We start from the raw sequence: 23148 nt of genomic DNA, 5'->3' as shown, positions 1-23148 counted from the left end.
AAAGATGAAACATAAGGTAAAACGCCTCTCGCCCATCAAGGATGTTACCGATGAAGAACGTTACCCAAACCAACCAGTACGGCCAGCAGGTCGGTTTTGCGCTGCCGGACTGGCAGCCTGTCACGAGGCCCGCGCGTATGACATTGCGCGGTCAGTACTGTCTGTTAGTGCCCCTCAGCCCAAACCATAGCGATGCGCTTTACCAGGCCTTTTCGCTGGCGGAGGATGACCGGGACTGGACATGGCTGGGAGCAAACAGGCCAGCGACCCCGGACGAAATGGCCGCGTGGGTAGCGCACAAAATGACGGACGACAGTCTGGTGCCGTATGCCGTTATCAACGGTGCCGATAGTCGTGCCTGTGGCGTGGTGTGCTGGAATGCGATTGATACCGTTAACGGGGCGATTGAAATCGGTCACGTGACCTGGTCCCCGTTAATGCAGCGCAACGTGATGGGTACAGAAGCGCTCTATCTGCTACTGAGTCAGGCCTTCTCCCTGGGGTATCGCCGGGTGGCCTGGCGCTGCGACGCAACGAATATCGCCTCACGGCGCGCCGCTGAACGGATCGGGTTCACGTTTGAAGGGCGTTTTCGCCAGGTGATGACCCGTAAGCAGCGCAATCGCGATACCGACTGGTTATCCATTATCGATAGTGAGTGGCCCCGGCTACGTGTTGCGCTCGACGCGTGGCTGGACCGCGAGAATTTTGATGATAAAGGGAAACAAAAGCGTGCGCTGGATAGTTTTAAATAGGCAAAACCCCCGTGTGGCACTGTCACTCGATGCGTGATTATTTTGCCAGAAAAACAAAATAACTTTTTTATAATCAATAATTTCAATGGGAAGGGAATGAAAAAAAATCTGATGCTCGTCCTCCTGACGGGCGCGGTTGCCGGCTGCACACCTTTGCACCCGGATAACTGCCATAAAACGATCGCGCTGAGTGACTGTGATTCCGGACGTTATACTGACCAGGATGAATACGGAAGACAGGCGCTTGCTATAAAAGAGGCTATTGAATCCCAGTTAGCCGACCGCCACGCCTGGAAGAATAAAAAATGCCGGCTGCACATGGATTTTGCTTACGATGGCAAGCTTCACAATGTCGAGTCGCGTGATGGGAATAAAGCCTACTGCGAGGCGCTGGTCAGTGCGGCAAAAAAAGCCACTTTCCCGCCATTCCCTAATCAGCATGTCTATGAGGCTTTTGCCAGCTCGCGGTTTGTTATCCTGGGGGAGTAAGGTAAAAATGCCGTTCAGCCTCTTCGCAGAACGGCATTTCTGGCCGTGCACCCTTTACGTTGCGGGACGGACTTTTAAACGACTGAGACTGACCACAATCGCCAGTAGCGTTGTGCCCGCCGCCAGCCACAATCCCAGCCGTACCGCAAACGCCTCTTGCGCCAGGGAGCCTGAAGGGGCACAGACCGACAAGATCACCCCAATCACTGCCGCCCCCAGACACTGGCCAAATGTGCGCATGATGGCGAGAATGCCCGACGCATAACTGCTGTGTTCCCGGGACGCGCTGGCCAGCATCTCCCGGTTATTGGGGCTTTGAAAACAACCAAACCCCATCCCGCACACCAGACCACGAAGACAGATGTCCCAGACCGGCGCATTATCCGCTAACAGCGCTAACAACAGGAGCCCGAGGGCAAAGAGACATAATCCGGCCGTGGAAATCACGACGGGCGCATAGCGATCGGCCAGTCGTCCGGCGTGGGGAGCAACCAGCACGATGCCAACCGGCCAGGCGGTGAAAAGCAGCGCGGAGGTAAACGCGCTATAGCCATAAACGCTCTGAAACAGAAACGGCAGCGCCACGAAGGTCATCCCCTGGCTGACGAATGAAGAGAGCGATGTTAAAGCGGCCAGTGAGAAACGGGCAGAAGAAAAAAGCGCAAGTGGCACCAGAGGATGGGCCGCACGGCGCTGGCGGTAAATAAAAGCGATGCCCGAGACAACAGCCGCAAGCCCGTAGAGCGCCGGGGTCAGAAGCGTGCCTCCGCTTTCACCGGGTCGCGAGAAGGCGTTTGAGGCCATGATCACGGCGCCCAGCATCATGGCTGAAAGGAGGGCGCCGGCAACATCAAAGCGTCCATTCATCCTGGCGCGATGGGCAGGCACAACGCGCAGCGTCAGTAACAGGGCAATGACGCCGAAAGGGAGATTGATTGCAAACAACCATTGCCAGCCAAAGGACGCGAGTAATGCGCCGCCGACAACCGGGGCGATTGCCGTGTTGGCGGCGATGAGCAGGGCGTGGATCCCCAGGATCCGCCCCAGCAACCGACCAGGGAAAATGGAGCGCAAAATGGCGGGCGCAATACTTAATGTCGCGGCCCCACCAATCCCCTGCAGCAGACGCATCGCTACCAGCATCTCCAGTGAGGTCGACAGGGCGCAGCCCAAAGACGCCAGCGTAAACAGGCTTATTCCGGCGGCAAAAAGGGCACGAAATCCTGTCCGGGGTGCCAGCGCGGCGAAAATGGCCAGTGTCATGGCGGCAGATAACAGATAGCCATTGGCAATCCATACCGCATCGCCCGAGGAAATCTCAAGCACACGGGCAATGTGCGGCAGGGCGATATTAACCATCGAACCGTCAAATACGGCCATTGTGGTACTGGTCATTACTGCTGCCATCGCCAGACGGCGTTCGTGCCCCGGCAGGCCTTCATCACCCGGCTGATCAGTGAACAAGTGCATAAAAAAACCTCTGCGAAATAGATGCGAGAGGTCACTATAATGACCCGATATACAGGGCGGAAGACGCAGCATTTGCACTTATAACCTGCACCAGACGCCTCATCTCAATAAAGGACATAGAATGACCGAACCCGATCTGAATCTTCTGTTTGCGCTGGATGTCCTGCTCGCCGAAAGAAGTGTTGCGGTGGCGGCGCGCCGTCTCGGATTGAGCGCCTCGGCGATGAGCCGCACGCTCGGTCGTCTGCGGGAGACTACCGGCGATCCTTTACTGGTGCGGGCGGGGCGCAATATGGTGCTAACGCCTTATGCCGAAGGGATCCGCGAGCGTACGCAAAATGCGGCTTTTGAAGCCCGCGCCTTACTGCGCCCGCTACACACTGAACTGAATATCCGCACCCATGAACAGCTTTTTACCCTGCGCGCCAACGACGGTTTTGTGGAAGTATTTGGCCCGGCGCTGATTGCAGAAGCGGCGATAGTTGCACCGGGAATCACCCTGCGTTTTGTCGCAAAGCCGGAGAAGACGCCGCACCCTTTACGTGAAGGGCTGGTGGATCTTGAGATTGGCGTGCTCAGTGAGATGGGGCCGGAGATCCGCGTCCAGGCGCTGTTTCGCGACAGATTCGTCGGTGTGGTGCGAAAAGGGCACCCGCTGGGACAGCTTAAAGAAGTGACAACGTCACATTATAGTGAGTGGAAACACGTTGTGGCTTCACGCCGGGGAACCCTGTCCGGCCCGGTGGACGAGGCGCTGGCAGAAGTGGGGCTTACACGAAAAGTAGCGGCCATCGTTCCCGGTTTTCCCGCTGCGCTGGCTGTGGCCCGGGCGACGGATCTGGTTGCGCTGGTTCCGGCCTCGTTTCTCATAAATCAGTCGGCGGTTGCCGATCTGTCGGTATTCGAACTGCCGGTGAAAACACGCGGGATCACCGTATCGCTACTGTGGCATCCCCGTTCTGACGTCGATCCGGCCCACCGTTGGTTACGGACGTTTGTACGTGACGTATGCCAACGCCTGCTACCGGAAAACTGAGCTGTCTTACAGGAAAAAACGGGCGTAATATCGCTCCTCGCGTGATGTTTCAAAAGGATAAAAAATGGACGTAGAAGTACGCGAGGCCAGACCCGAGGACTATGCTGCATGGTTAGCGCTGTGGCAGGGCTATCTGGATTTTGCCGGCAGCACGCTAAGTGATGTCGTCACGCGCGCAACCTGGGCGCGCATTCACTCCCCCGAATCCACACTGTTATGCCGTGTCGCCGTTGTCGATGGGCAACTGGCTGGGTTTGCCCTGTGCGTCATGCATGAAGGTACGTGGGTAACGCAACCCATCTGTTATCTGGAAGACCTGTATGTGGATACGCAACAGCGCGGTCGCGGTGCGGGGCGAGCGCTGATTGAGGCGATTCGTCAGGAGGGTGAGAAGAGCGGCTGGGCAAAACTCTACTGGGTGACGCGAACGAACAACCCAGCCCGAAAACTGTATGATCAGGTTGCGGAACTGGGTGATGTCGTGCGTTATAACATCAGTTTGTGACTATAAGCCGAAAAAATACCGCAGGCCTGAGTAGGCCACCATCCCGGCGATAACGGTGGCAAAAAGCCCACGTGTGATAATCCCGGTAATAGCGGCAATGGCAGCCGCCAGTAACGATATGCTGATACCGTTGCTCGTCATGGCCGGTTTTTCGATCAGTTCCGCCGCAATAATGGCAGCCATAATGGCGGCGGGAATAAACCCCAGCCACTGCTGAACGACCGGAGCCAGGCGAAATCGGGAAAGCAGTAAAATAGGCACCGTGCGCATCAACGCCGTCACCAGCGCCGCGATCGCAATCGTCAGTAGAATGTTTCTCTCCATCTTATTTCGCTCCTTTTTGCGTCGCGCGTAATAATGCCGTTGCCAGCGTTGCCGACAGTGAAGCGGCGACAATCACAATGACGCTCAGCGCCATATGACCGGCGGCAAAGAACGTGACGAGCACAGCAATCGCCACGCTGAACGTTTCCAGTTTTTTCTGCCGACTGGCAAACCACATCATCAGCACCAGGCCGATAAACATCGAGACCAGGCTGAAACTTAATCCTTCCATTAATGCGGGCGGCAGTGCAGAGGCAAGACTTCCACCTACCACACAGGCGAGGATCCAGTTCAGCCACGCGGCCAGGTTAAGCCCAAACATCCATGCGAACGGCACCGTACCCTGATGGCCGCCGCGCTGAACCGCCACGCCAAAGGTTTCATCGGTCAACAGTAAACCGCTCACGATTTTCTGCAGCGTCGTCTGCTCGCGAAAGAAAACGCTCATTGCGGAGCTCATCAGCAGATAGCGTAAATTCACCAGAAACACACTCAGTACCACCGACGCCATTTCTGCGCCCGCAGACCAGAGCGAATAGAACAAAAACTGGGCCGAGCCGGTATAGAGCGCGGTCGCCAGAAACGCCGTTTGCCAGACGGTAAACCCGGACAGGGTCCCGATAGCCCCTGCGGCGAAACCGATACTCCAGTAGCCAGGGATGGTAGGCAGGCAAGCGGCAACACCGCCACGAAACAGGGCGGTGGGATCGTCCTTGCGCATGGCGTTACTCTTCATCAACATCACTTTTCCCTTTCTTTCTCGTCGGAATGTGCAATCTTAAGGATCCTGAAAAATCGCGATAGTAAAATCCTGCGCATTTGTAAAATTAGAGGGATAAAGGCTGGAGAACGAGGACGTGACGCAAAACAGACGGGATGACATCAGGCTCTGGCGTGATAACGAACTGCATGGGGGAATGGAAATCCTGCAGGCCTCATGTTATGAGCACAGTTATCCGCCGCATTTCCATGACGAGTTCGTGATTGCGGCATTTGCCCGAGGTGCCCAGCGCACCCGAATATCCCGACAGAAAGGGATTGCGGCGGCGGGAACAGTAATGGTGATCATGCCCGGCGAAGTGCACACGGGTGAGGCAGTGCAGCGTGATGAAGGCTGGGACTATTGCGCGTTCTATCCTTCGCAAAACCTGATTAATGACGTGGCTGAAACCGTACTGAAAGGGCGGGGAGACGTCAATTTTGGTACCGACGGCATGCGCCACGATCCACGGATTGCCCGGCGTATGCTTCATGCTGCCCGGGTGCTCAATGCCAGTGACGACCCGTTGGAAAAAACGTGCGTAATGTACCAGATACTCAACATTCTCATCGGCAATTATGGTGAACGGTCAGTCAAAGGCGCACGTCAGGATTTTATGCGCGCCGATATCCGCAAAGCCATTGAGTTTCTGCATTGCAGTTACGCGCAGACGCTGACCGTGAAAGAGATTGCGGCTGTCGCAGGCCTAAGCGAGTTTTACTTTATGCGGACTTTCCAGGCCATGACCGGCCTGTCAGTGCACCAGTATCTGACGCAGATTCGCCTGGTCAGGGCGAAAGGGCTGCTTTCCCGTGGCGTAAACGCCTCACAAGTCGCCAGCGATGTGGGTTTCTTCGATCAAAGCCACCTGATAAAACACTTCCGCGCACACTTTGGCACCACGCCAGGCTTATTCGCTGCCGCCTCGGCCTGAGGTGCTCACATCCCTTATCGCCAGAGACGCGATGAAATGGGCGGCGACCGCCGGCCTGGACGGCATCGGACACGGCGCATGTCTGCTCCCCATCGATAAGGAGTGAATCTTTACTGCGTGGGGGTTTTGCCTGGGCTTACAATCATCCAGACCGCAAGACAGACGATCAGCGCGCCCATGCCGAAGCCTTCGCTCAGGGTTTCCCCAAGTACAAGGTAGCCCCACAACACGGCAAAGGGGGGAATTAAAAACGTGACGGTTAATGAACGTAGCGGACCAATATCGGCAATCAACCGGAAATAGAGTATATAGGCAAGGGCTGTGCACATCAGCCCAAGCGCGATAACGCTCGCCCAGACGCCGCCCTGTAGCCATAAAATGGCAGGGCCATGGCTGACCGAACCGACAAAGAAAGGTAAGAGAAACAGCGTGGCGCCGAGCTGGCTGCCGAAGGCGACCATCTTCGGGTCCAGTCCCCCGCGCTGGCTTATCCAGCGACGCGTCAGAAAACCGGCCAGCCCGTAGCAGGCGGTTGCGACAAGACAGGCAATGACGCCTATGACAACACTGCCTGTTACGTCCGTTTTCGCTGTTGTCGTGATAATCATGATGCCAACGATTCCGGAAAGCACGCCGCCCCATTTGCGCAGCGTTAGCGTCTCGCCAAAAAAGAGGCCGCCGATTAACGCTCCCATCAAGGTGTAGTAGCATTGAGGATAGCTGAATATCCCGCCGGCAAGCGCGTTGCCGCCAGGCAATACATCAGAAAAGGCAAGCCGGAGTTAATCACTCCGAGCATCAGCGCTACGCCAAATTTTCCCTCGAAGCGAAAGGTGGATTTCATCATAACCAACAGACATGCCAGACCGATAGCGCCAAACAGAACGCGGAGAAAGGCCGTGGGGACTGCGCCGAATTCGGGGGCGGCAATACGCATAAACAGGAAACTGGCGCCCCAGATAGCGGCCAGCAAAACGAGTCGTGAGTAGTCAGAAGGACGCATGTGATAACCATGTGTTTCGTCAGCAGGTGGCAAAAAAACTAAAACGTAAGCCCGGGACATGACAAGCAAGGATTTCTTCTATAATTAAGTTTTCCTAAATCATGGAATTGACGCGACGATGAAATTGCCACCTTTACATGCGCTTATGTGCTTTGAATCTGCGGCAAGACACATGAGTGTTAAGCGGGCCGCCGAGGAGTTATGCGTGACGCCGAGTGCCGTGAGCCAACAAGTGTCCAAACTCGAAGAGATGCTGCATTCACGCTTGTTCATTCGAGGCGCGCGGGCGCTGGAATTGACGACAGAAGGGCGTATTTATCTGCGTGCTATCCGTCCGGCATTTGACCAGATATCCGAAGCCACACAGCGTCTGATGGACGACGAGAAGCAAAACAGCATTACCGTCAGTTGTACCAGTGGTTTTGCTATTCAATGGCTGCTGCCGCGCCTGCCCGCGTTCGAAAAGCAAAATCCCGGCGTTGAGGTACAAATCAGTACCACTAATCGTCAGGTGGATCTGTTAACCGAAGGGATTGATTTTGCCATCAGACACGGTGCCGGAGGCTATCCGGGCCTGGAGGCCGAATGTCTGATCAACGATCGTCTTCTTCCGGTATGCAGCCCAACGCTTATTCCCGAAGGGCAAACACTGACCTCGCTGCTGGACACCCTGCTGCACGATGAACATCGCATGGACTGGGCCGTCTGGTTTAAGGCCGCCGGTATTGCACATGCCATTGAGGAAAAAGGGCCGGTATTTGTCGACTCGAATGGCGTACTGGAAGCGGCAATTGCCGGGAAAGGCATTGCGCTTATTCGGAGTACGCTTATTCGTGATGAATTGAAAAAAGGGCTGTTGATCAATCCGTTGCGCATCGCCATTGATTCGCTGCTGGCCTATTATCTGGTCTATGACGAATCGGCGCTCTTGCAAAAGATGAGTCGCAAATTCCGCGACTGGATTGTCTCCACCGCCAGTGCGGAGAGCAATGAATATTCATCCTGAAAGACCAGCAACCCAGTCTTCACCATCAGGCAGTAAACCGTCGTATCTCTTGAGGGGAACAAGATGACCGGGCGCCGTATTTCTATCGAGCAAAGTGATCCCATCTGGCCCGGGCGCTATCAGAAAGAAGCGTTATTATTACAACGGGTGTTATCAGATATACCTGTCGCTATCCACCATATTGGCAGTACCGCCGTTCCCGGCCTTGCGGCAAAACCCATCATCGATATCCTGCTGGAAGTGCCCTCGCTACATCTGCTGGATAAATATAACGACACCCTGCGCCAGGCGGGCTACACGCCACGAGGTGAGTACGGTATTCCGGGCAGGCGCTATTTTGTCAAAGGCGAGAATCAACGAACGCATCATCTTCATGCCTTTGAGCTGGGCAGCCAGCATACGCTACGACATCTGGCATTTCGTGATTATTTGCGCCAGCACAGCGATATCGCTCAGGAATACGAAAGGGTAAAACGCGAGGCGGCAGAACACAGTGGAAACCTGTCTGAGCGCTACAGCCAGCTTAAAAATGACTTCATACAGCGCCATGAAGCGCTGGCGTTACAAGAAAAATCACATCGTCAGCCGGGCTGATTCAGGTTATCGATAACGCACATTGCACTCTTTTTAAGCAGCAAAAGCACCATGCCCATGCACGCCAAATGTGCACATGCCGATCCCTGATAGCCGACAGGGATCGCATATGTTACACCCACCTGCAATATTTCTCTTATTTTTCAATAAAATATGAAATTCATCGTCGCTGCTCACCCAGTTGGCACGTTTCATGCCTCTCTAATATTGTTCAAGTAACTTTACTAACGTTCAAATCACTTTCAGAGAGCATGCCATGACACTGACCCGTTTGACTTTACCCGCCTGTCTGACACTGATATCTGCCAGTCTTTTTTGCTCTTCGGCGTTCAGCGCCGATCTGCTTGCAAGAGTCAAAGAGGCCAAAGAGATATCTGTTGCCACCGAAGCACGATATGCCCCCTTTGAATATGTCGATAACGGAAAAATCGTCGGCTACGACGTTGACCTGATGAACCACATCCTTGCGAAATCCCTGCCCGGCGTGAAAGTGAAACAGCTGGATCTGCCTTTCCAGGGCATCCTGCCGGGGCTGGATGCGAAGAAATTCGATTTTGTGGTCACTGCCGTTACCGTCAATAAACAGCGTATTGAGCACTTTGGCTTTACCGCCCCGATAGCGGAATCTACTGTTGCCCTGCTCAAAAGGGCGGGAGACGACGCGATCAAAACCCCAGATGACCTGAGCGGCAAAGTCGTGGGATCGCAGGCCGGTTCCGGTCAGTTGCAGGTACTGCAATCCTTCGACCAGGCGCTGCGCGCCAGCGGCAAACCGGGCATTAAAGAGATCAAACAGTATGTGGCCTTTGATGAAGCTTACGCCGATCTGGCCTCTCGCCGTCTTGACGGGGTCGCCCAGTCGCTCTCCAACCTGGGTCCGCTGATTAAAACCCGTCCGGGTGTGTTTGCCACGCTCCCGGAAATGATCGGACCACAAACCTTCTTTGGTTGGGTAGGGCGCAAAGATGCTGACAGCGCCTCGCTGGTTAAGCTTATCAGCGACGGTATTATCGAAGCCAACCGCGACGGCACCATGAAGGCGCTGCAGCAGAAGTGGTTCGGCTTCACGATGACTGTACCGGCAACAGAAATGCCTGAACCGGCGCTGTGAGCAGTCAATGATGACGGATTTTATCGCGAGCTTTATCCACTGGCTTCCCATGCTGATGCAGGGGGCGCTCACGTCGACGGCGCTGTCCCTGACGGCGATGGTCGCCGGTTTTCTGGTGGGTATTGGCGTCTGGCAGATGTCGACAAGTCCGTTACGGATGTACCGTATGACCGCCCATGGATGGGTCAGTCTTTTCCGGGGCACGCCGGTGCTGGCGCAGTTGCTGCTCTGCTTTTATTTGCCCTCGCAGTTGGGTCTCGATATTCCTGGCTTTGTGGCCGCCGCGCTGGCCTTAACGCTGAACACGGCCGCATATCAATCGCAAATCCTCAGCAGTGGTTTTGCCAGTATTCACCCGGGGCAACTGGAGGCCGCGGCGATTTGTGGGCTGAGTCCACGGCAAATTTTATGGCGTATTCAGGTGCCGCAGGTTGTCCGGGCAACGTTGCCGTCACTGATTTCCGAACTGATTGATGTGATCAAAGCATCGGCGGTGGTGTCGGTTATCGCACTGACCGATCTGATGCGCGTGGGCCAGCAACTGGCGTCATCCACCTACCAACCGCTACAGGTCTATCTGGCTGTCGCCCTGGTCTATTTACTGCTGACCAGCCTGCTGGCGCTGTTGGGCCGCCAGGCGGAACGGCACTGGCAGAGGGAACAACGATGACCGAACTCATGCAATACCTGCCAGCGTATATTCAGGCGCTGGGTGTGACTCTGTGGCTAAGTTTGTGTGCCGCGTTCGGCGGTATGCTGCTGGGCTTTGCCTTGAACGGACTCTGCGGCAAACGTGGTCTGGCGTTTCGCCTGTGGCGTGTTTACGTGTGGGCTGTCCGGGGGACCCCGTTTTTGGCACAACTGGCCGTCATCTACTTTGGCCTGCCGTCTCTCGGCATCATGCTGAGCGCGGTTGAAGCCACACTGCTGTCGTTGATGCTGTATAGCGCCGCCTATTTCGGAGAAATTTTCCGCGCCGCGTGGAACAGCATCCCGCCGGGACAACGCGAAGCGGCGCTGGCCAACAACATCTCGACGGTGCGCTGTTTCTGGCATATCCAGACACCGCAGGCCGTTCGTTTTGCGCTGCCGCTGTTAGGCAACCAGTTCATTCTGACTATTAAAGAGAGCGCCATCGCGTCAATCATCACCGTCCCGGAATTGACCATGACGACAAGTCAGATTGTCGCCAATACCTACAGCTATGTCTTGCCTTACGCCCTGCTGATCATCAGTTACTGGCTGCTGGCACAGGGCGTCAGTCTGAGCGTAAGAACACTGAGTCATGTACTACGAACCGGAGAATAATATGAGCAATACCTCTGCGCCGGTGCTCGAAATGCGCCATGTAGGCAAGTCATTCGCAAACCATGTGGTGCTGAATGACATCAATTTACGTGTCGATCATGGCGAGATAGTCACCCTGATTGGCCCGTCCGGTTCCGGAAAAACTACTGCGCTTCGCTGCATGAATTTTCTCGACGCGTACGACAAAGGCGACGTGCTGATTAAAGGGCAACTGCTCGGGTATTCCGGCACACAGCGCGGCCCGGCCCATGTCGACAGCGCCAGCCTGATTGCCGAGGTGCGTAAGCCACTCTCGATGGTGTTCCAGCAGTTCAATCTCTGGCCTCATATGACGGTGCAGGAAAATGTCGCCGCACCGCTGGTGCTGGGCAAAAAGATGTCACGGCAGGCGGCAAAAGCGGCGGCGATGGCCGCGCTGGATCGCGTCGGCATGGCGCAAAAAGCCGATGACTGGCCGGTGCGTCTGTCCGGTGGTCAGCAGCAGCGCACAGGCATTGCCCGCGCGCTGGCGCTCAATCCTGAGCTATTGCTGCTTGATGAGCCCACCTCGGCGCTTGATCCGGAGCGGGTGGAAGAGGTGCTGGATGTCATTCGAAGTCTGGCCGGGCAGGGCATGACCATGGTGATGGTCACCCATGAGATGGCGTTCGCCGCCCATATCTCGTCACGGCTGGTGTTTATGGCTGACGGCCACATTCTTGAAAGCGGTACGCCGCGACAGATGTTCACGCAGCCGAAAAGCGAGCGCCTGAAAAACTTTCTCGCACCGCTGTTTCGTCGTCCACTGCAAGTCGAAGAACTGGAGAAGTTACCATGAGGGAAACGAGTCTACAGGTCGCCCGACAGCTGGATGAAGACTGGCTGAACCATCTGCTGGCGCAGTTGGCCGAATTTGGCAAGTTAGCGGATGGCGGCGTCGATCGCCAGGCGTTAAGTGAGGTGGAACTTGATGCGCGGGCCTGGCTTATTGATCTCGCTCGTGAACTCGGTTGTGAAATATACCGTGACGCCGCCGCTAATTTATTTTTCCGTCGTCCGGGACGATTAGCCGTTTCGCCCGTCGTCACCGGCAGCCATATTGATACGCAACCGTCCGGCGGCAATTACGATGGCTGTTACGGTGTAATAGCCGGGCTGGTATGCCTGAAAGCGCTCAATGACGCGCAGGTTGTCACTGAACGTCCGGTTGAAGTGGTTATCTGGACTAACGAAGAGGGAAGCCGCTTTGCGCCTGGAGCGATGGGTTCCAGTGCTTTTGTTAACCCCGGGAAATTATCCGACCATCTTGGCGCAATGGGCGTAGATGGCGTCTTGTTTCGCGATGCGCTGGCACAGCATCAGACACGCTTTGCGGCAATCCCGCTGCGGCCGGACCGCGAGATGGCCTGCTTCCTTGAGTTGCATATTGAGCAAGGCCCGGTGCTCGAAAGCCGCAATTTGCCGCTGGCCATCGTCAAAGGCATTCAGGGTGTACGCTGGTATCAGGTGACCTGCCATGGGGTATCGGCCCATGCCGGGACCACACCGATGACGCTGCGCCAGGATGCTATGACCCTGGCCCGGCAACAGCTTGTTCACATTGAGCAGGCAATGGGGGATGCAACAGATGACGCGTTGCGTCTGACCTTTGGTCGCTGGCAGGTCACGCCGAATGCCATCAATACCATCCCGTCATGCGTGCGTTTTACCCTCGATTTCCGTCATCCATCGACAGAAAAGCTGGCGCAGCTCGACGCGTTGATGCGCTCGCTTTCGAGTGAACATGTCACCGTTGAGCCGCTATTAAATAAAGCGCCGGTCACCTTTGACGCGCGTATCAATCACATTCTGCAAGAGGCCGGAGAAGCGCTGGATATCGCGCATACGACACTGCTGTCGGGTGCGTTTCACGACGCCATGTATCTGGCCGAACTTTGTCCGACCAGTATGCTTTTTGTCCCCAGCCATCAAGGCATTAGCCATAACCCGGCTGAATATACCGATCCTCGCTCACTGGCGGCAGGTGCCCGTACGCTGGCCTGCGCGCTGACTGAGCTATCCCAATCATTTAAAGGAGTGACATCATGACTGCAACTGCACACTATCCAACCTGCTGCGAGAAAGACAATGGCGATGCGCTGGGGATCAACCCGACGGCAACATCCCCGATTTCAGTCGATGGCGCGCCAGTGTTAAATGAGCTGTATACCATCCCGCCACGCTGCGGACGCGCCGTTTTGCTGAAAAAAGGGCAGGTCATTAAGGTAATCAACACCCCAGGAAGTCAGGTGTGCGATACCTGGTTTTTTAACAGCAGCGATCTCAGCGAATTTGCCTCAATGGAGCATACCCGGGCCTTTATCGACAAAATCATCCCACAGCCAGGTGATGTGCTGGTGACCAACCAACGTCGCGCCATCGCCACGCTACTGACGGATACTTCGCCAGGCGTACATGACACGCTGATTGCCGCCTGCGATCTGTACCGTTATACCAATATGGGGATTACGGAGTACCACGACAGTTGCGCCGATAATATGCGTATGGCACTCAATGCGATTGGTCTGCGCGCCCGTGAAGTACCGCAACCGCTTAATTTATGGATGAACACGCCGGTAAATCCTGATTATTCCATTTCCTGGTTGCCCACTGTCAGTAAAGCAGGTGATTATGTAGAGATTCGTGCCGAGCTGGATTGCGTGGTCGTCATGTCTGCCTGTCCACAGGACATCGTGCCGATTAATGGCTGCTCACCGAAAGAGATCCAATTCGTCGTTGTGGGATGATTTTTCTTGCCAGGCCTGCGTAACGCAGCCCTGGCAGACTTTAATGAAGCAGACAGATGAAAAAAAACGCTGACAACAAATCTACCGGAACGCCGCTGGGCATGCGGCTGCGTCACGCCCGCCTGGTGCAAGAAATGACCCTCAAGCAGCTTGCACAAAAAGTGGAATGCTCGGAAAGTCTGTTATCCAAACTGGAAAATGATGCCGCTTCGCCATCGCTGGCGATGTTGCACCGTCTGGCAAAAGCGCTGGAGACCAGTATTGCCGACCTGATGGCCGATGACTGGACAGCCGATCAACCCGTACTGAAACCTGAACAGCGAAACCGTAAGCGGTTTTTACAACGCAGTAAAAAAGGCGGCATTGAACTGGAGAACCTGACCTGGCATCACAAAGGCGGTTTACTGCAGGGCAACATTCATATTATCGAGCCGGGCGTCGCCAGTGATGGACTGATTGAACACCATGGCGAAGAGATGGGTTATGTGCTGGAAGGTGAGCTGGAACTGCGTCTGGGAGACGATGTCTGGACTCTGGCGCAGGGGGATTCGTTCTATTTCCCGAGCCAGATCCCGCATGGCTACCGCAATACCGGCACCGTGGTCGCCAGAGTGCTGTGGGTGAATACCCCGGTCACGTTCTAATCGAATATATCAGACGAAAAACCACGCCGTAGCGTGGTTTCGTTCTGGCGGGTGTTATTACAATCCGCGTTGTGCCATTTTTTTCGCAAGGTCAACCAGGCGGTTAGAGAAGCCCCATTCGTTATCGTACCAGGCGAGAATTTTCACCAGATTGCCGCCAATCACCAAGGTGGAGAGACCATCAATAATGGACGAGCGCGGGTCGCCCTGATAATCGCTGGAGACCAGCGGTTCGTCACTGTAACCGAGAATCCCTTTCAGCGGACCTGCTTCGGCAGCTTTGCGGAACGCCGCATTCACTTCTTCGACTGTCACATCGCGTTTTAACGTCACGGTCAGGTCGACAATCGACACCACCGGGACAGGCACTCGTAAGGAATACCCGGTAAGGCGGCCATCGAGTTCCGGGATCACTTTCCCAAGCGCTTTCGCTGCGCCACTGGAATACGGCACAATAGAGAGTGCCGCTGCACGCGCCCCACGCAGATCTTTCTCTGGCTGATCATGCAGGGCCTGGCTGTTGGTGTAAGCGTGCGTGGTATTCATCAGGCCGTGTTCAATACCGAAATTCTGATGCAACACCTGGGCGGCCGGGGCCAGACCATTGGTGGTGCAACTACCATTGCTCACAACGAAGTGGCGGGCCGGGTCGTAGTGCTGGTCGTTAACCCCCAGAACAATGGTCAGGTCATCGTTTTTACCCGGAGCGGAGATAATCACGCGTTTGGCACCGCCGCTGCTGATATGGACCGCCGCTTTTTCGCGATCGGTAAAGAAGCCGGTAGCTTCAATCACAATGTCGACGCCAGCGTCACGCCAGGGAATATTTGCCGGATCGCGCTCGCTAAAGACCCGTACGGGCTGCCCGCCGACAATCAACTGACCTTCGCCTGATTCAACGGGGACGGGGAGGGTGCCGAGGAGTGAATCGTGTTTTAACAGATGCGCCAGCGTTTTGCTGTCAGTCAGATCGTTAATTGCCACAATCTGAATCTCTTTATCACCCAGTGCAGCACGTAAAACGTTGCGACCGATCCTGCCAAAACCGTTAATACCGACCTTAACCATGATGAACTCCTTCTTATCTGATGTCTGAGTTCACTGTAGGTCGCCAGCGGTTTGGCGTAAATGACAAATAAGGATCACTTTACGCCATTTTGCGGCAATGGAAACGTTGACGATATTCACCGGGGGTAAGGTGCAACTGGCGTTCGAAAATCCGCCGTAAATTGATACTGCTGCCAAAGCCAGTCTCAGCGGCAATCTTGTCCAGCGTCTCATTGGTTTGTTCCAACCGATGACGTGCTGCGGCAAGGCGCGCCTCGGCAACGTAACGCGCCGGCGGGGCTCCCGTTTCACGGGTGAATACCCGGGTGAAATTGCGCGGACTCATTGCCGCACGTTCCGCCAGCTTGTCGACGGATAAATCCTCATCCAGATGCTCAAGGATCCAGCTTTGCAGGTCACGGATGGGGCCAACGCTACTGGCCTGCTGCAAGTTGTAACGGCTGAACTGGAGCTGCCCGCCAGGACGGCGCAAATACATCACCATATTCTGGGCAACTTCCAGCGCGAGGCTAAAGCCATAATCGTCTTCAACCAGCGCGAGCGTCAGGTCAAAGCCCGAACTGACACCGCCAGAAGTCCAGACAGGCCCATCCTGAACATACAGAGGCCCGGCTTCGAGGGTAATCTCAGGAAAGCGCGTTTGCATGGTTTCCAGCAGTCGCCAGTGGGTGGTTGCTCTTCGTCCATTGAGCAAGCCCGCCTCGGCCAGCAACATCGCGCCACCGCAAATGGAGACCACCCGTCGCGCATGGGGGGCAGCAAGGCGTAGCCAGTCGACCACCGCAGTGCCTTCGTATTCATCCTCGCCGCGTCCGGTAATCATGATGGTATCCCACGGCTCACGCGGGTCGATTTCATGCAAACGGCTATCGGCGAGCAGGTTCAACCCCGATTGACCGTGGATGACCTGGTGAGGTTGGGTGGTGGCGAGCGTAAAGCGGTAACGCGGTTGTGAGAGGCCATCCGCGTTCAGACGATTAGCCTGCATCAGAATGTCGGCGATACCGGCGGCTTCAAACAGCATGCCGCCATCAGGAACGATTATCAGGAGTGTTTTCATGTCCTGAAAAGTACACCTATTACAATTTAAGTCAAGGCAGAGAGAGTAAATGCGGAAACTGTTGTGGTAACAGTCGATCGCACTTTTGACATGCGGAATCTCTTCCGTGGTCTTATTTACATCGCGCTGGCGCTGCGTAACCTGAAATCCTGGAATCAACAGGTAAGATTTTCATGATCAATACACCTGTATAAGGTCACTGTTTAATGTTGTGTGCTGCTTTATCAATAAGCGCCGCAACGTCCTGCGGGTGCGATACCATTGACATATGGCTTGACGGAACACGGATGATATTAGCGCCAGCTTCTCGGGCTAATAAGTTCTGTACGGCAGGTTTAAGCGCATTGTCATTTTCAGTTAATAAATACCACGACGGCTTATTATGCCAGGCGGCGAGATTAACTTTTTCACTGAAGGCTTTCGCCGCAATAGGTTGTTGTGCTGCGGCAAGTAAACGCGCCTGAGGCTCAGGCAGATCATTTGCCATCACGTTGTGGAACATCTCCGGGTTATCCAGCCAAATCAAGCCATTCTTATCGGCCTGCAACCCATTCATAGGGGCATTAAGGCGCGTAAGGGTATCGCTAACGGATTCACCGCTGTCGGGCACCAGGGCCGACAGATAAACAAGCCCTTTCACATTTTCAGCATTGCCTGCCTGAGTAATCACGGCGCCTCCCCAGGAGTGACCAACTAGTAGTACGTCGCCGTGTTGTCGTTGCAGAACGCGCTCTGTGGCCGCCACATCGTCTGTAAGTGAGGTCAGCGGGTTTTGCACTGCGGTAACGGTATAACCTTTGGCCTGCAGGAGCGCGGTCACCGCAGACCAACTCGAACCATCGGCAAATGCGCCATGAACCAGAACGATGTTTTTGATATTTAACTCCTGCGCGTCAACGCTTATTGCGAAGAGGCAGAGCAGGAGTGACGTGTATTGCATGATTTTATTGATAAAAAATGACATAGCAGGGCATTCCCGATCCGCATAAATAATGTTTAAAGAGTGTAACTCCGCGTCATGATCGCGATAAAGTGTCATTAATGACAGGTATCATGCAAAATCGGACATTAGGATGAGCAGGATTTGATTATGCGAATTGCATTACTCGCAGTGCCGGGAAGTATGAAATCGGCCCTTTCGGGATTGTCAGATATGTTCTGGCTGGCAAATCAGGTGGCAGAGCAAAATCCGGCGCTGCGTCATCGCGATGTCGGTAATGAACCTGGTTTTAGCGCGCATATCGTCACGGCGGATGGTCAACCCGTCATCGACGCGCAGGGCAGGCAGATTGAGAGTGAAGGATCTTTTGAGAGCGATAAATACGCACTGATCATTGCCAGCGGTATGCGTCTTGATAAAGAAAAATATCCGCTTTCCAAAGCAGCAATCACCGATGCAGCACGGTGGGTAAAAGCACAACATCAGCAGGGATGTGCTGTGGCTGGTGCCTGTGCGGGTGGATTTGTCCTGGCGGAAGCCGGGCTGTTAAATGGGCGGATGTGTGCCACGACATGGTGGTTATTTCACACGTTTCGTGAACGTTATCCGCTGGCAAAACCTGTCTGGGGGAGAGCGCTGGTGGAAGACTACAATATCATCACCACCGGCGGGCCGCTTTCATGGGTGGATCTGGCGATACACATTGTCAGGCGGTACGCGGGTGATGAGATGGCAAAACTGACCGCTGATATGGCTGTTGCTGATAGCCAGCCGCTATCCCAACATCTTTATGCGCCCGCTGGTTTTCTTCATTCACGCCATCCGTTACTTATCAAAGCCGAACATCTGGTACGTTTCCAGGATCCATCGATGACTGTTGAGCAACTTGCTGCATCGCTTAATATGACAACCAGAACGCTCAATCGCAAAATGACAGAACTCACGCAGGAAAGTCCAAAAAACTTTATTACCCGCGTACGTATCGAGTCAGCGGCTATGCTGCTGGAAAATCGCGGCAAAACGATTTCTCAGGTAGCAAGTGAATGCGGCTACAACGATGAAACGGCTTTCCGGCGTGCATTCAATTCCGTAATGGGCATGTCTCCCGGCATGTACAAAGAGTGGGTGAAAAATAGATCGGGTGACATGGAGCGTTAACGTCTCTCTTTTTCCTGCCCGGATCGACAGATAAAAAACAGGGCAATGGCACTTAATAATGGAAATACTGCCAGTTGCAACCAGGGATAGATGGCATCGGTGGAGGGCGTTAACGCCCGGTCGAGCTGGCTGCCCAGCAGGAAATTGCCTGCCAGCACCGCAATACCGCCTGCGGTTGCCAGTGCGCCGTAGTGCGCACCCAACATGGACGGCGTGGCGAACTGTGGGATCATGTCTTTTGCTGAGGGCACCAGTAACATCTGCCCCATGGTCAGCAGTGTAACAAAACAGGCGGCGGGTAACAGGCGAAGCCAGCTGTCCGGGGGCGTCGATGCGGCGAACAGGGCGACGCTCAGAAATGACGCGGACACCAGCAAAAAGCCACAGGGCAATATTCGTATTGCGCCAACACGCCGGGCAAAGCGGGCGAGGGGAAGTTGAAACAGAATAACCAGCCCCGATGCCAGCATAAACAACGGGCCTAAATCCTTCTCGCTGCCGCCGGCGCGGGCAATCTCCACCGGCAGAGCCAGGTATAGCTGGTTGTAGCTCAACAGCCATGAACTGTAGGCGATGATGAACGCCACAAATCGCGGCTGACGAAAGGTAGTCCACCATGGCGTAATATGCAGCGCCGCCTGGCGCGGCGGATGACGTGGCAGGCAAAAATGTAATACGCCAAGCGCAACGATAAACACTGCGGCCCCCGCCAGGGCTACCTGTCGAAATCCCAGTCCGGCAAGGACGGAACCCAGAACAGGACCGAGCACCGCGCCAAGTTCGCCGCAAACGGCAAAGAGCGCGAACCATTCCGCGCGGTTGCGCTTGCCGCTCGCCTCACTGTCCGTGCCCGCCTTTGCCAGCAAGGCTTCTATGGACGGAGAGAAAAGGGCGCCGCCGATGCCTGTCAGGCAAGCGCCAAGAATAATGGGCGCGATGCTGTCACCCAGCGCCAACAGCAGATACCCCACCCCCCGGATAACGCAGCCGCAGAGGATAATGCTGCGGGCGCCGAATCGGTCGGAAAGCGCACCGCCAACGATAAACATGCCTTGTTGTGAAAAGGTTCTTAACCCCAGAATCAGGCCGATCATCCCGCCGGAAAGCAGCATGTCATCACGAAGAAAAATCGCCAGAAAGGGAACGACAGCGTAAAAACCGATATTGAAGACAAACTGGCTGCCCAGTAACACGGGCGGCCAGAGATGTGTGGCGGGGCGGAGTAAATGCATCCAGAGAGTCTTTTTCAGATAAGGAAGTGAATATGCTTCTTGCCATGAAACGCCGAGATCTCAATACGCGTTTTCACCCGGAAGACATCCCAGAGTAACGCTTCGGTCAGAATCTCCTGCGGCGTGCCTGTGGCAATGACCTGGCCCTGTTGCATAACAATCAATGCGTCACAGAACATCGAAGCATGATTAAGATCGTGAATAGCGACAATACTGGTCACCGGCAATTCACTGATCAGCTTCATTAATTGCAGCTGGTGATGAATATCCAGGTGATTGGTTGGCTCATCCAGGAGGATCTCACTCGGTACCTGAGCCAGTGCCCGCGCGATATGCACGCGCTGACGTTCACCGCCAGATAAACTCAGCCATCCTTGATCGCTTTTTCCGAGCATATCAACCCGCTCAAGGGCGGCGTTTACTGTCTCATCATCATGGGACGTCCAGCCAGAGAAGGCGGAATGATGCGGAATGCGTCCCAGTTTTACCACATCGCGAACCCGCATATTGGACTCGGTCATCCCGTGTTGTTCGACAAAGGCAATACGACGGGCAAGCTGCTTTTTAGGTAAGCGGGCAATGTTGTTGCCATCCAGGGTTACCGTACCTGCATCCGGTCGGCGTAAACCGGCAAGAATACGCAGTAACGAGGATTTTCCTGAACCGTTCGGGCCAAGTAATCCCACCGTTTGCCCCCTGGAGACAGACAGTGAGACATTATTCACGATAGTTTTCTTCGCTATCTTCCAGGTAATGTTTTCAGCAGTGATGCTCATTACTTATTCCTTGAACGATAGATAATGACGGCAAAGAAAGGGACGCCAACCAGCGCAGTGACCACGCCTACCGGCAAACTCTGCGGCGCGATCAGCATCCTTGAGGCGATATCGGCAAGCACCATCAGGATCGCGCCTGCCAGAGCACTGGCAATCAGCAACGTACGGTGAAGCGGGCCAAAGAAAAAGCGCATCATATGCGGCACAACCAGACCGACAAAGCCTATCGATCCAGCCATACTGACAATGGTGGCGGTTATCAGCGCGGTGGCTGTAAAGAGGATCAACCGAACCACAGGGACATTGATGCCAAGGGATGCCGCGGCATCATCACCAAAGGTAAAGGCGTCCAGCGCGCGGGAGTAAAAAAGGCATACCGCAAGGCCAAGCAGCACGACGACCAGCGCCAGCTGAAACTCCGGCCAGCGAACGCCGCTAAAACTGCCAAGCAGCCAGAACATGACATCCCGCGCCTGTTGTGCGCTGGCGGAGGTGCTAATGGTATAAGCCGTGATCGCGTTGAAGAGTTGCGATGCCGCCACGCCCGCCAGAATAGTCCGCTCATTACCGCCGCGTGCGCCGTTAGTAAGAAAGGCGACAAAAGCGAAAGCGGCAAACGCGCCGGCAAACGCGCCGGCAGAAAGGGACACGGCGCCGGTACCAACACCGAGGACCACGACAGACACGGCACCCGTTGATGCGCCCGCCGATACCCCCAGTACATAGGGTTCTGCCAGTGCATTTTTCAGCAGACTTTGCAAAACGGCACCACAAATCGCCAGCCCTGCACCACAGCAGGCCGCGACCAACGCGCGGCTGAGACGGAAATCCCAAATCACACTTTCATGAATGCGGCTGAGCGGCACCTCGGTGAGTCCGGCTTTGTTGGTCAGCGCATAAAACACACTGCTGAGTGGAATGGACAATTCGCCGACACTGACGCCTGTGGCAATTACCAGCAACAGAAGGATCAGCGCGAGTACCGTCGATGTGGTGAGTATCAGGCCCTGACGGGCCTGTTGTACTGCGCAACTCATCAATTCAGTCCCATTTTTCTGAGCTGTTCGGCAATCTGTTCAGCGCCATAAATGGTACGAATCGTCGGGTTCATCGCCTGGCCGTCCATCACGACAATGTGACCTTTTTTAACGGCATCAAGCTGACTTACCGCCGGATCGCTTTTCAGGAATTTGATTTTTTCTTCGGCGTTATCCAGCGCCCAGCGGTTGCGGTCAAGACTGGAGACCACGATGACATCGGGGTTAGCGGCGATGATGCTTTCCCAGCCAACCGTTGGCCATTCGGTTTCTGAGGTAATGGCGTTATGGCCGCCAAGGACATTTGCGATAAATCCTGACGCACTGTTCTTGCCACCAACATAGGCGTCAGCAGACGGGGAGGAACTGGAGAACCAGAAAACAAACGAGAGGTCTTTTTTGTTTTTACTGAACTCGGCACGCAGATTATTTTCCCGTTTTTTGAAATCCGCAATCAGCGCATTGCCGCGATCTTCAACATTAAAAATAGTCGCGAAATCCGTGATTTCCTGGTAAAGGAAGCTCATATCCCACAGCTTCTGGCGGCTTCCGTACATATCGCCAACGCCTTTTTTGGTGGCGCACATTCCGGGAGACATATAGCTGTTAACACCCACAGTGGTGAGATCTTCGCGTTTAGCGACCTTGCTCTCTGGCCCCAGTAATAAAGGGATCTGGGCAGGGACAAAGTCCGGATTTTGCGCGAGAATGGATTCCAGTGTCGGGATTTCAACGGTCAGATTTTTGATTTTGCTGTTTTTTTCCGCAAGTGATGGCAACACTTTTGTCGGCCAGAATGCGCTGGCAACCACGTTATCCTCAAGGCCAAGCAACAGAAGGATCTCAACGGTGTTTTGACCCAGCGCGACGACGCGCTCAGGCGCTTTGGTGAATGTTTCTTTGTATCCGCAGTTTTCGATGGTGACAGGGTAGGTGGTAGCAAACGCGGAACTGACCGAAGCGAAAACCAATCCTAAAGCACTGATGACCTTTTTCATGTAACGCTATCCTTCGTTAGCGAGTTTCCTGGCCGGAAACGGGTAAAAACGTAAATGAGAATTAATAACAAGGCGCGGTTTTATACAATGCCAACGATAGGGTGTCAACGGTAATGGTAATCATTTGTTATTAATACATTTTTAAGGACTAAGAATTTGGATTAAAGCACACAAG

General features: G+C 54.7%; 25 protein-coding genes and 1 pseudogene. 15 read left to right on the top strand and 11 right to left on the bottom strand.

The genetic code is table 11. The features are described from left to right. The first annotated feature begins 50 nt into the window (after positions 1–50). On the top strand, positions 51–755 hold the full coding sequence (locus AB182_RS12240) for a GNAT family N-acetyltransferase (RefSeq protein WP_047370337.1): 705 nt from the start codon (positions 51–53) through the stop codon (positions 753–755). Positions 756–851: 96 nt separating this feature from the next. Continuing rightward, positions 852–1244, top strand: a complete 393-nt coding sequence (locus AB182_RS12235) for a cell envelope integrity TolA C-terminal domain-containing protein (protein ID WP_047370336.1) — start codon at positions 852–854, stop codon at positions 1242–1244. A gap of 54 nt (positions 1245–1298) precedes the next feature. On the opposite strand, the gene AB182_RS12230 is transcribed toward AB182_RS12235, so the two are convergent. Continuing rightward, on the bottom strand, positions 1299–2714 hold the full coding sequence (locus AB182_RS12230) for an MFS transporter (RefSeq protein ID WP_047370335.1): 1416 nt from the start codon (positions 2712–2714) through the stop codon (positions 1299–1301). A 121-nt stretch (positions 2715–2835) separates the two neighbouring features. Here AB182_RS12230 and AB182_RS12225 point away from each other — a divergent pair, with 121 nt between their 5' ends. Next, positions 2836–3750, top strand: a complete 915-nt coding sequence (locus tag AB182_RS12225; RefSeq protein ID WP_047370334.1) for a LysR family transcriptional regulator — start codon at positions 2836–2838, stop codon at positions 3748–3750. 64 nt (positions 3751–3814) lie between these two features. Then, positions 3815–4255, top strand: a complete 441-nt coding sequence (locus AB182_RS12220; RefSeq protein WP_047370333.1) for a GNAT family N-acetyltransferase — start codon at positions 3815–3817, stop codon at positions 4253–4255. Here the strand turns inward: AB182_RS12220 and AB182_RS12215 are convergent, their stop codons facing one another. Together AB182_RS12215 and AB182_RS12210 are read right to left on the bottom strand one after the other, a co-directional pair. Next, positions 4256–4579, bottom strand: coding sequence for an AzlD domain-containing protein (locus AB182_RS12215; protein WP_047370332.1), 324 nt, complete (start codon positions 4577–4579; stop codon positions 4256–4258). Position 4580: 1 nt separating this feature from the next. Next, entirely contained in the window at positions 4581–5321 is a 741-nt protein-coding gene (locus AB182_RS12210) for an AzlC family ABC transporter permease (RefSeq protein ID WP_047370331.1), read from the bottom strand. Positions 5322–5436: 115 nt separating this feature from the next. Here AB182_RS12210 and AB182_RS12205 point away from each other — a divergent pair, with 115 nt between their 5' ends. Continuing rightward, a complete protein-coding gene (locus AB182_RS12205; protein ID WP_223883592.1) occupies positions 5437–6273 on the top strand; it encodes a helix-turn-helix transcriptional regulator in 837 nt (278 codons plus the stop codon). Between the two features lie 110 nt (positions 6274–6383). On the opposite strand, the pseudogene AB182_RS12200 reads toward AB182_RS12205, so the two are convergent. After that, positions 6384–7276 (bottom strand): annotated as a pseudogene (locus AB182_RS12200) (DMT family transporter). A 118-nt stretch (positions 7277–7394) separates the two neighbouring features. On the opposite strand from AB182_RS12200, the gene gcvA reads away from it, so the two are divergent. The 9 genes from gcvA to AB182_RS12155 all read left to right on the top strand — a co-directional run bounded on the left by gcvA (position 7395) and on the right by AB182_RS12155 (position 14704). Then, positions 7395–8282 carry a transcriptional regulator GcvA gene (gcvA, locus tag AB182_RS12195; RefSeq protein ID WP_047370330.1) on the top strand — a complete coding sequence of 296 codons (888 nt, stop codon included), beginning with the start codon at positions 7395–7397 and terminating at the stop codon, positions 8280–8282. 63 nt (positions 8283–8345) lie between these two features. Next, on the top strand, positions 8346–8876 hold the full coding sequence (locus tag AB182_RS12190; RefSeq protein WP_047370329.1) for a GrpB family protein: 531 nt from the start codon (positions 8346–8348) through the stop codon (positions 8874–8876). A 256-nt stretch (positions 8877–9132) separates the two neighbouring features. After that, positions 9133–9987 carry a transporter substrate-binding domain-containing protein gene (locus tag AB182_RS12185; protein WP_047370328.1) on the top strand — a complete coding sequence of 285 codons (855 nt, stop codon included), beginning with the start codon at positions 9133–9135 and terminating at the stop codon, positions 9985–9987. A 7-nt stretch (positions 9988–9994) separates the two neighbouring features. Beyond that, positions 9995–10657 (top strand): amino acid ABC transporter permease, encoded by a 663-nt coding sequence (locus tag AB182_RS12180; protein ID WP_047370327.1) that lies wholly within the window; start codon positions 9995–9997, stop codon positions 10655–10657. Beyond that, positions 10654–11295, top strand: coding sequence for an amino acid ABC transporter permease (locus AB182_RS12175; RefSeq protein WP_047370326.1), 642 nt, complete (start codon positions 10654–10656; stop codon positions 11293–11295). Before AB182_RS12180 ends, AB182_RS12175 begins: the two co-directional genes overlap by 4 nt. Before the next feature lies 1 nt (position 11296). Further along, positions 11297–12112, top strand: a complete 816-nt coding sequence (locus tag AB182_RS12170; RefSeq protein ID WP_047370325.1) for an amino acid ABC transporter ATP-binding protein — start codon at positions 11297–11299, stop codon at positions 12110–12112. Continuing rightward, a complete protein-coding gene (locus AB182_RS12165) occupies positions 12109–13362 on the top strand; it encodes a M20 family metallo-hydrolase (protein ID WP_047370324.1) in 1254 nt (417 codons plus the stop codon). Before AB182_RS12170 ends, AB182_RS12165 begins: the two co-directional genes overlap by 4 nt. Then, positions 13359–14060, top strand: a complete 702-nt coding sequence (locus AB182_RS12160; protein ID WP_047370323.1) for a DUF1989 domain-containing protein — start codon at positions 13359–13361, stop codon at positions 14058–14060. The genes AB182_RS12165 and AB182_RS12160 overlap by 4 nt, the downstream gene beginning before the upstream one ends. Positions 14061–14116: 56 nt before the next feature. Next, on the top strand, positions 14117–14704 hold the full coding sequence (locus AB182_RS12155) for a cupin domain-containing protein (RefSeq protein ID WP_047370322.1): 588 nt from the start codon (positions 14117–14119) through the stop codon (positions 14702–14704). 57 nt (positions 14705–14761) lie between these two features. On the opposite strand, the gene gap is transcribed toward AB182_RS12155, so the two are convergent. The 3 genes from gap to AB182_RS12140 all read right to left on the bottom strand — a co-directional run bounded on the left by gap (position 14762) and on the right by AB182_RS12140 (position 17796). Next, positions 14762–15772: a type I glyceraldehyde-3-phosphate dehydrogenase gene (gene gap / locus AB182_RS12150; RefSeq protein WP_047370321.1), complete on the bottom strand. Its 1011-nt coding sequence runs from the start codon at positions 15770–15772 to the stop codon at positions 14762–14764. 79 nt (positions 15773–15851) lie between these two features. After that, positions 15852–16832: a GlxA family transcriptional regulator gene (locus AB182_RS12145; protein WP_047370320.1), complete on the bottom strand. Its 981-nt coding sequence runs from the start codon at positions 16830–16832 to the stop codon at positions 15852–15854. Positions 16833–17028: 196 nt separating this feature from the next. Next, the gene (locus AB182_RS12140; protein ID WP_047373274.1) at positions 17029–17796 is read right to left on the bottom strand and encodes an alpha/beta hydrolase; all 768 of its coding nucleotides are present in this window, start codon (positions 17794–17796) and stop codon (positions 17029–17031) included. Between the two features lie 126 nt (positions 17797–17922). Here AB182_RS12140 and AB182_RS12135 point away from each other — a divergent pair, with 126 nt between their 5' ends. Then, entirely contained in the window at positions 17923–18930 is a 1008-nt protein-coding gene (locus tag AB182_RS12135; RefSeq protein WP_047370319.1) for a GlxA family transcriptional regulator, read from the top strand. Here the strand turns inward: AB182_RS12135 and AB182_RS12130 are convergent. The 4 genes from AB182_RS12130 to eitA are packed head-to-tail and all read right to left on the bottom strand — an operon-like array spanning position 18927 to position 22973. Then, positions 18927–20162 (bottom strand): MDR family MFS transporter, encoded by a 1236-nt coding sequence (locus AB182_RS12130; protein ID WP_047370318.1) that lies wholly within the window; start codon positions 20160–20162, stop codon positions 18927–18929. The two genes, AB182_RS12135 and AB182_RS12130, sit on opposite strands and share 4 nt — an antisense overlap. A 14-nt stretch (positions 20163–20176) precedes the next feature. Next, positions 20177–20938 carry a siderophore ABC transporter ATP-binding protein EitC gene (eitC, locus tag AB182_RS12125; protein WP_047370317.1) on the bottom strand — a complete coding sequence of 254 codons (762 nt, stop codon included), beginning with the start codon at positions 20936–20938 and terminating at the stop codon, positions 20177–20179. After that, positions 20938–21975, bottom strand: a complete 1038-nt coding sequence (locus AB182_RS12120) for a FecCD family ABC transporter permease (protein ID WP_047370316.1) — start codon at positions 21973–21975, stop codon at positions 20938–20940. The genes eitC and AB182_RS12120 overlap by 1 nt, the downstream gene beginning before the upstream one ends. Then, positions 21975–22973: a siderophore ABC transporter substrate-binding protein EitA gene (gene eitA, locus AB182_RS12115; RefSeq protein WP_047370315.1), complete on the bottom strand. Its 999-nt coding sequence runs from the start codon at positions 22971–22973 to the stop codon at positions 21975–21977. The genes AB182_RS12120 and eitA overlap by 1 nt, the downstream gene beginning before the upstream one ends. Positions 22974–23148: the final 175 nt, after the last annotated feature.

It is taken from the genome of Phytobacter ursingii (assembly GCF_001022135.1).
Taxonomy (GTDB): domain Bacteria; phylum Pseudomonadota; class Gammaproteobacteria; order Enterobacterales; family Enterobacteriaceae; genus Phytobacter; species Phytobacter ursingii.
Note: the sequence above shows the minus strand (reverse complement) of the source record. Positions and strands in the feature narration are given on the sequence as shown.

Excerpts from the sequence above, each read along its gene's own strand:
- AB182_RS12240 (WP_047370337.1), top strand. The coding sequence starts at position 51 with ATGAAGAACGTTACCCAAACCAACCAGTACGGCCAGCAGGTCGGTTTT.
- AB182_RS12235 (WP_047370336.1), top strand. The coding sequence starts at position 852 with ATGAAAAAAAATCTGATGCTCGTCCTCCTGACGGGCGCGGTTGCCGGC.
- AB182_RS12230 (WP_047370335.1), bottom strand. The coding sequence starts at position 2,714 with ATGCACTTGTTCACTGATCAGCCGGGTGATGAAGGCCTGCCGGGGCAC.
- AB182_RS12225 (WP_047370334.1), top strand. The coding sequence starts at position 2,836 with ATGACCGAACCCGATCTGAATCTTCTGTTTGCGCTGGATGTCCTGCTC.
- AB182_RS12220 (WP_047370333.1), top strand. The coding sequence starts at position 3,815 with ATGGACGTAGAAGTACGCGAGGCCAGACCCGAGGACTATGCTGCATGG.
- AB182_RS12215 (WP_047370332.1), bottom strand. The coding sequence starts at position 4,579 with ATGGAGAGAAACATTCTACTGACGATTGCGATCGCGGCGCTGGTGACG.
- AB182_RS12210 (WP_047370331.1), bottom strand. The coding sequence starts at position 5,321 with ATGTTGATGAAGAGTAACGCCATGCGCAAGGACGATCCCACCGCCCTG.
- gcvA (WP_047370330.1), top strand. The coding sequence starts at position 7,395 with ATGAAATTGCCACCTTTACATGCGCTTATGTGCTTTGAATCTGCGGCA.
- AB182_RS12190 (WP_047370329.1), top strand. The coding sequence starts at position 8,346 with ATGACCGGGCGCCGTATTTCTATCGAGCAAAGTGATCCCATCTGGCCC.
- AB182_RS12185 (WP_047370328.1), top strand. The coding sequence starts at position 9,133 with ATGACACTGACCCGTTTGACTTTACCCGCCTGTCTGACACTGATATCT.
- AB182_RS12180 (WP_047370327.1), top strand. The coding sequence starts at position 9,995 with ATGATGACGGATTTTATCGCGAGCTTTATCCACTGGCTTCCCATGCTG.
- AB182_RS12175 (WP_047370326.1), top strand. The coding sequence starts at position 10,654 with ATGACCGAACTCATGCAATACCTGCCAGCGTATATTCAGGCGCTGGGT.
- AB182_RS12170 (WP_047370325.1), top strand. The coding sequence starts at position 11,297 with ATGAGCAATACCTCTGCGCCGGTGCTCGAAATGCGCCATGTAGGCAAG.
- AB182_RS12165 (WP_047370324.1), top strand. The coding sequence starts at position 12,109 with ATGAGGGAAACGAGTCTACAGGTCGCCCGACAGCTGGATGAAGACTGG.
- AB182_RS12160 (WP_047370323.1), top strand. The coding sequence starts at position 13,359 with ATGACTGCAACTGCACACTATCCAACCTGCTGCGAGAAAGACAATGGC.
- AB182_RS12155 (WP_047370322.1), top strand. The coding sequence starts at position 14,117 with ATGAAAAAAAACGCTGACAACAAATCTACCGGAACGCCGCTGGGCATG.
- gap (WP_047370321.1), bottom strand. The coding sequence starts at position 15,772 with ATGGTTAAGGTCGGTATTAACGGTTTTGGCAGGATCGGTCGCAACGTT.
- AB182_RS12145 (WP_047370320.1), bottom strand. The coding sequence starts at position 16,832 with ATGAAAACACTCCTGATAATCGTTCCTGATGGCGGCATGCTGTTTGAA.
- AB182_RS12140 (WP_047373274.1), bottom strand. The coding sequence starts at position 17,796 with ATGTCATTTTTTATCAATAAAATCATGCAATACACGTCACTCCTGCTC.
- AB182_RS12135 (WP_047370319.1), top strand. The coding sequence starts at position 17,923 with ATGCGAATTGCATTACTCGCAGTGCCGGGAAGTATGAAATCGGCCCTT.
- AB182_RS12130 (WP_047370318.1), bottom strand. The coding sequence starts at position 20,162 with ATGCATTTACTCCGCCCCGCCACACATCTCTGGCCGCCCGTGTTACTG.
- eitC (WP_047370317.1), bottom strand. The coding sequence starts at position 20,938 with ATGAGCATCACTGCTGAAAACATTACCTGGAAGATAGCGAAGAAAACT.
- AB182_RS12120 (WP_047370316.1), bottom strand. The coding sequence starts at position 21,975 with ATGAGTTGCGCAGTACAACAGGCCCGTCAGGGCCTGATACTCACCACA.
- eitA (WP_047370315.1), bottom strand. The coding sequence starts at position 22,973 with ATGAAAAAGGTCATCAGTGCTTTAGGATTGGTTTTCGCTTCGGTCAGT.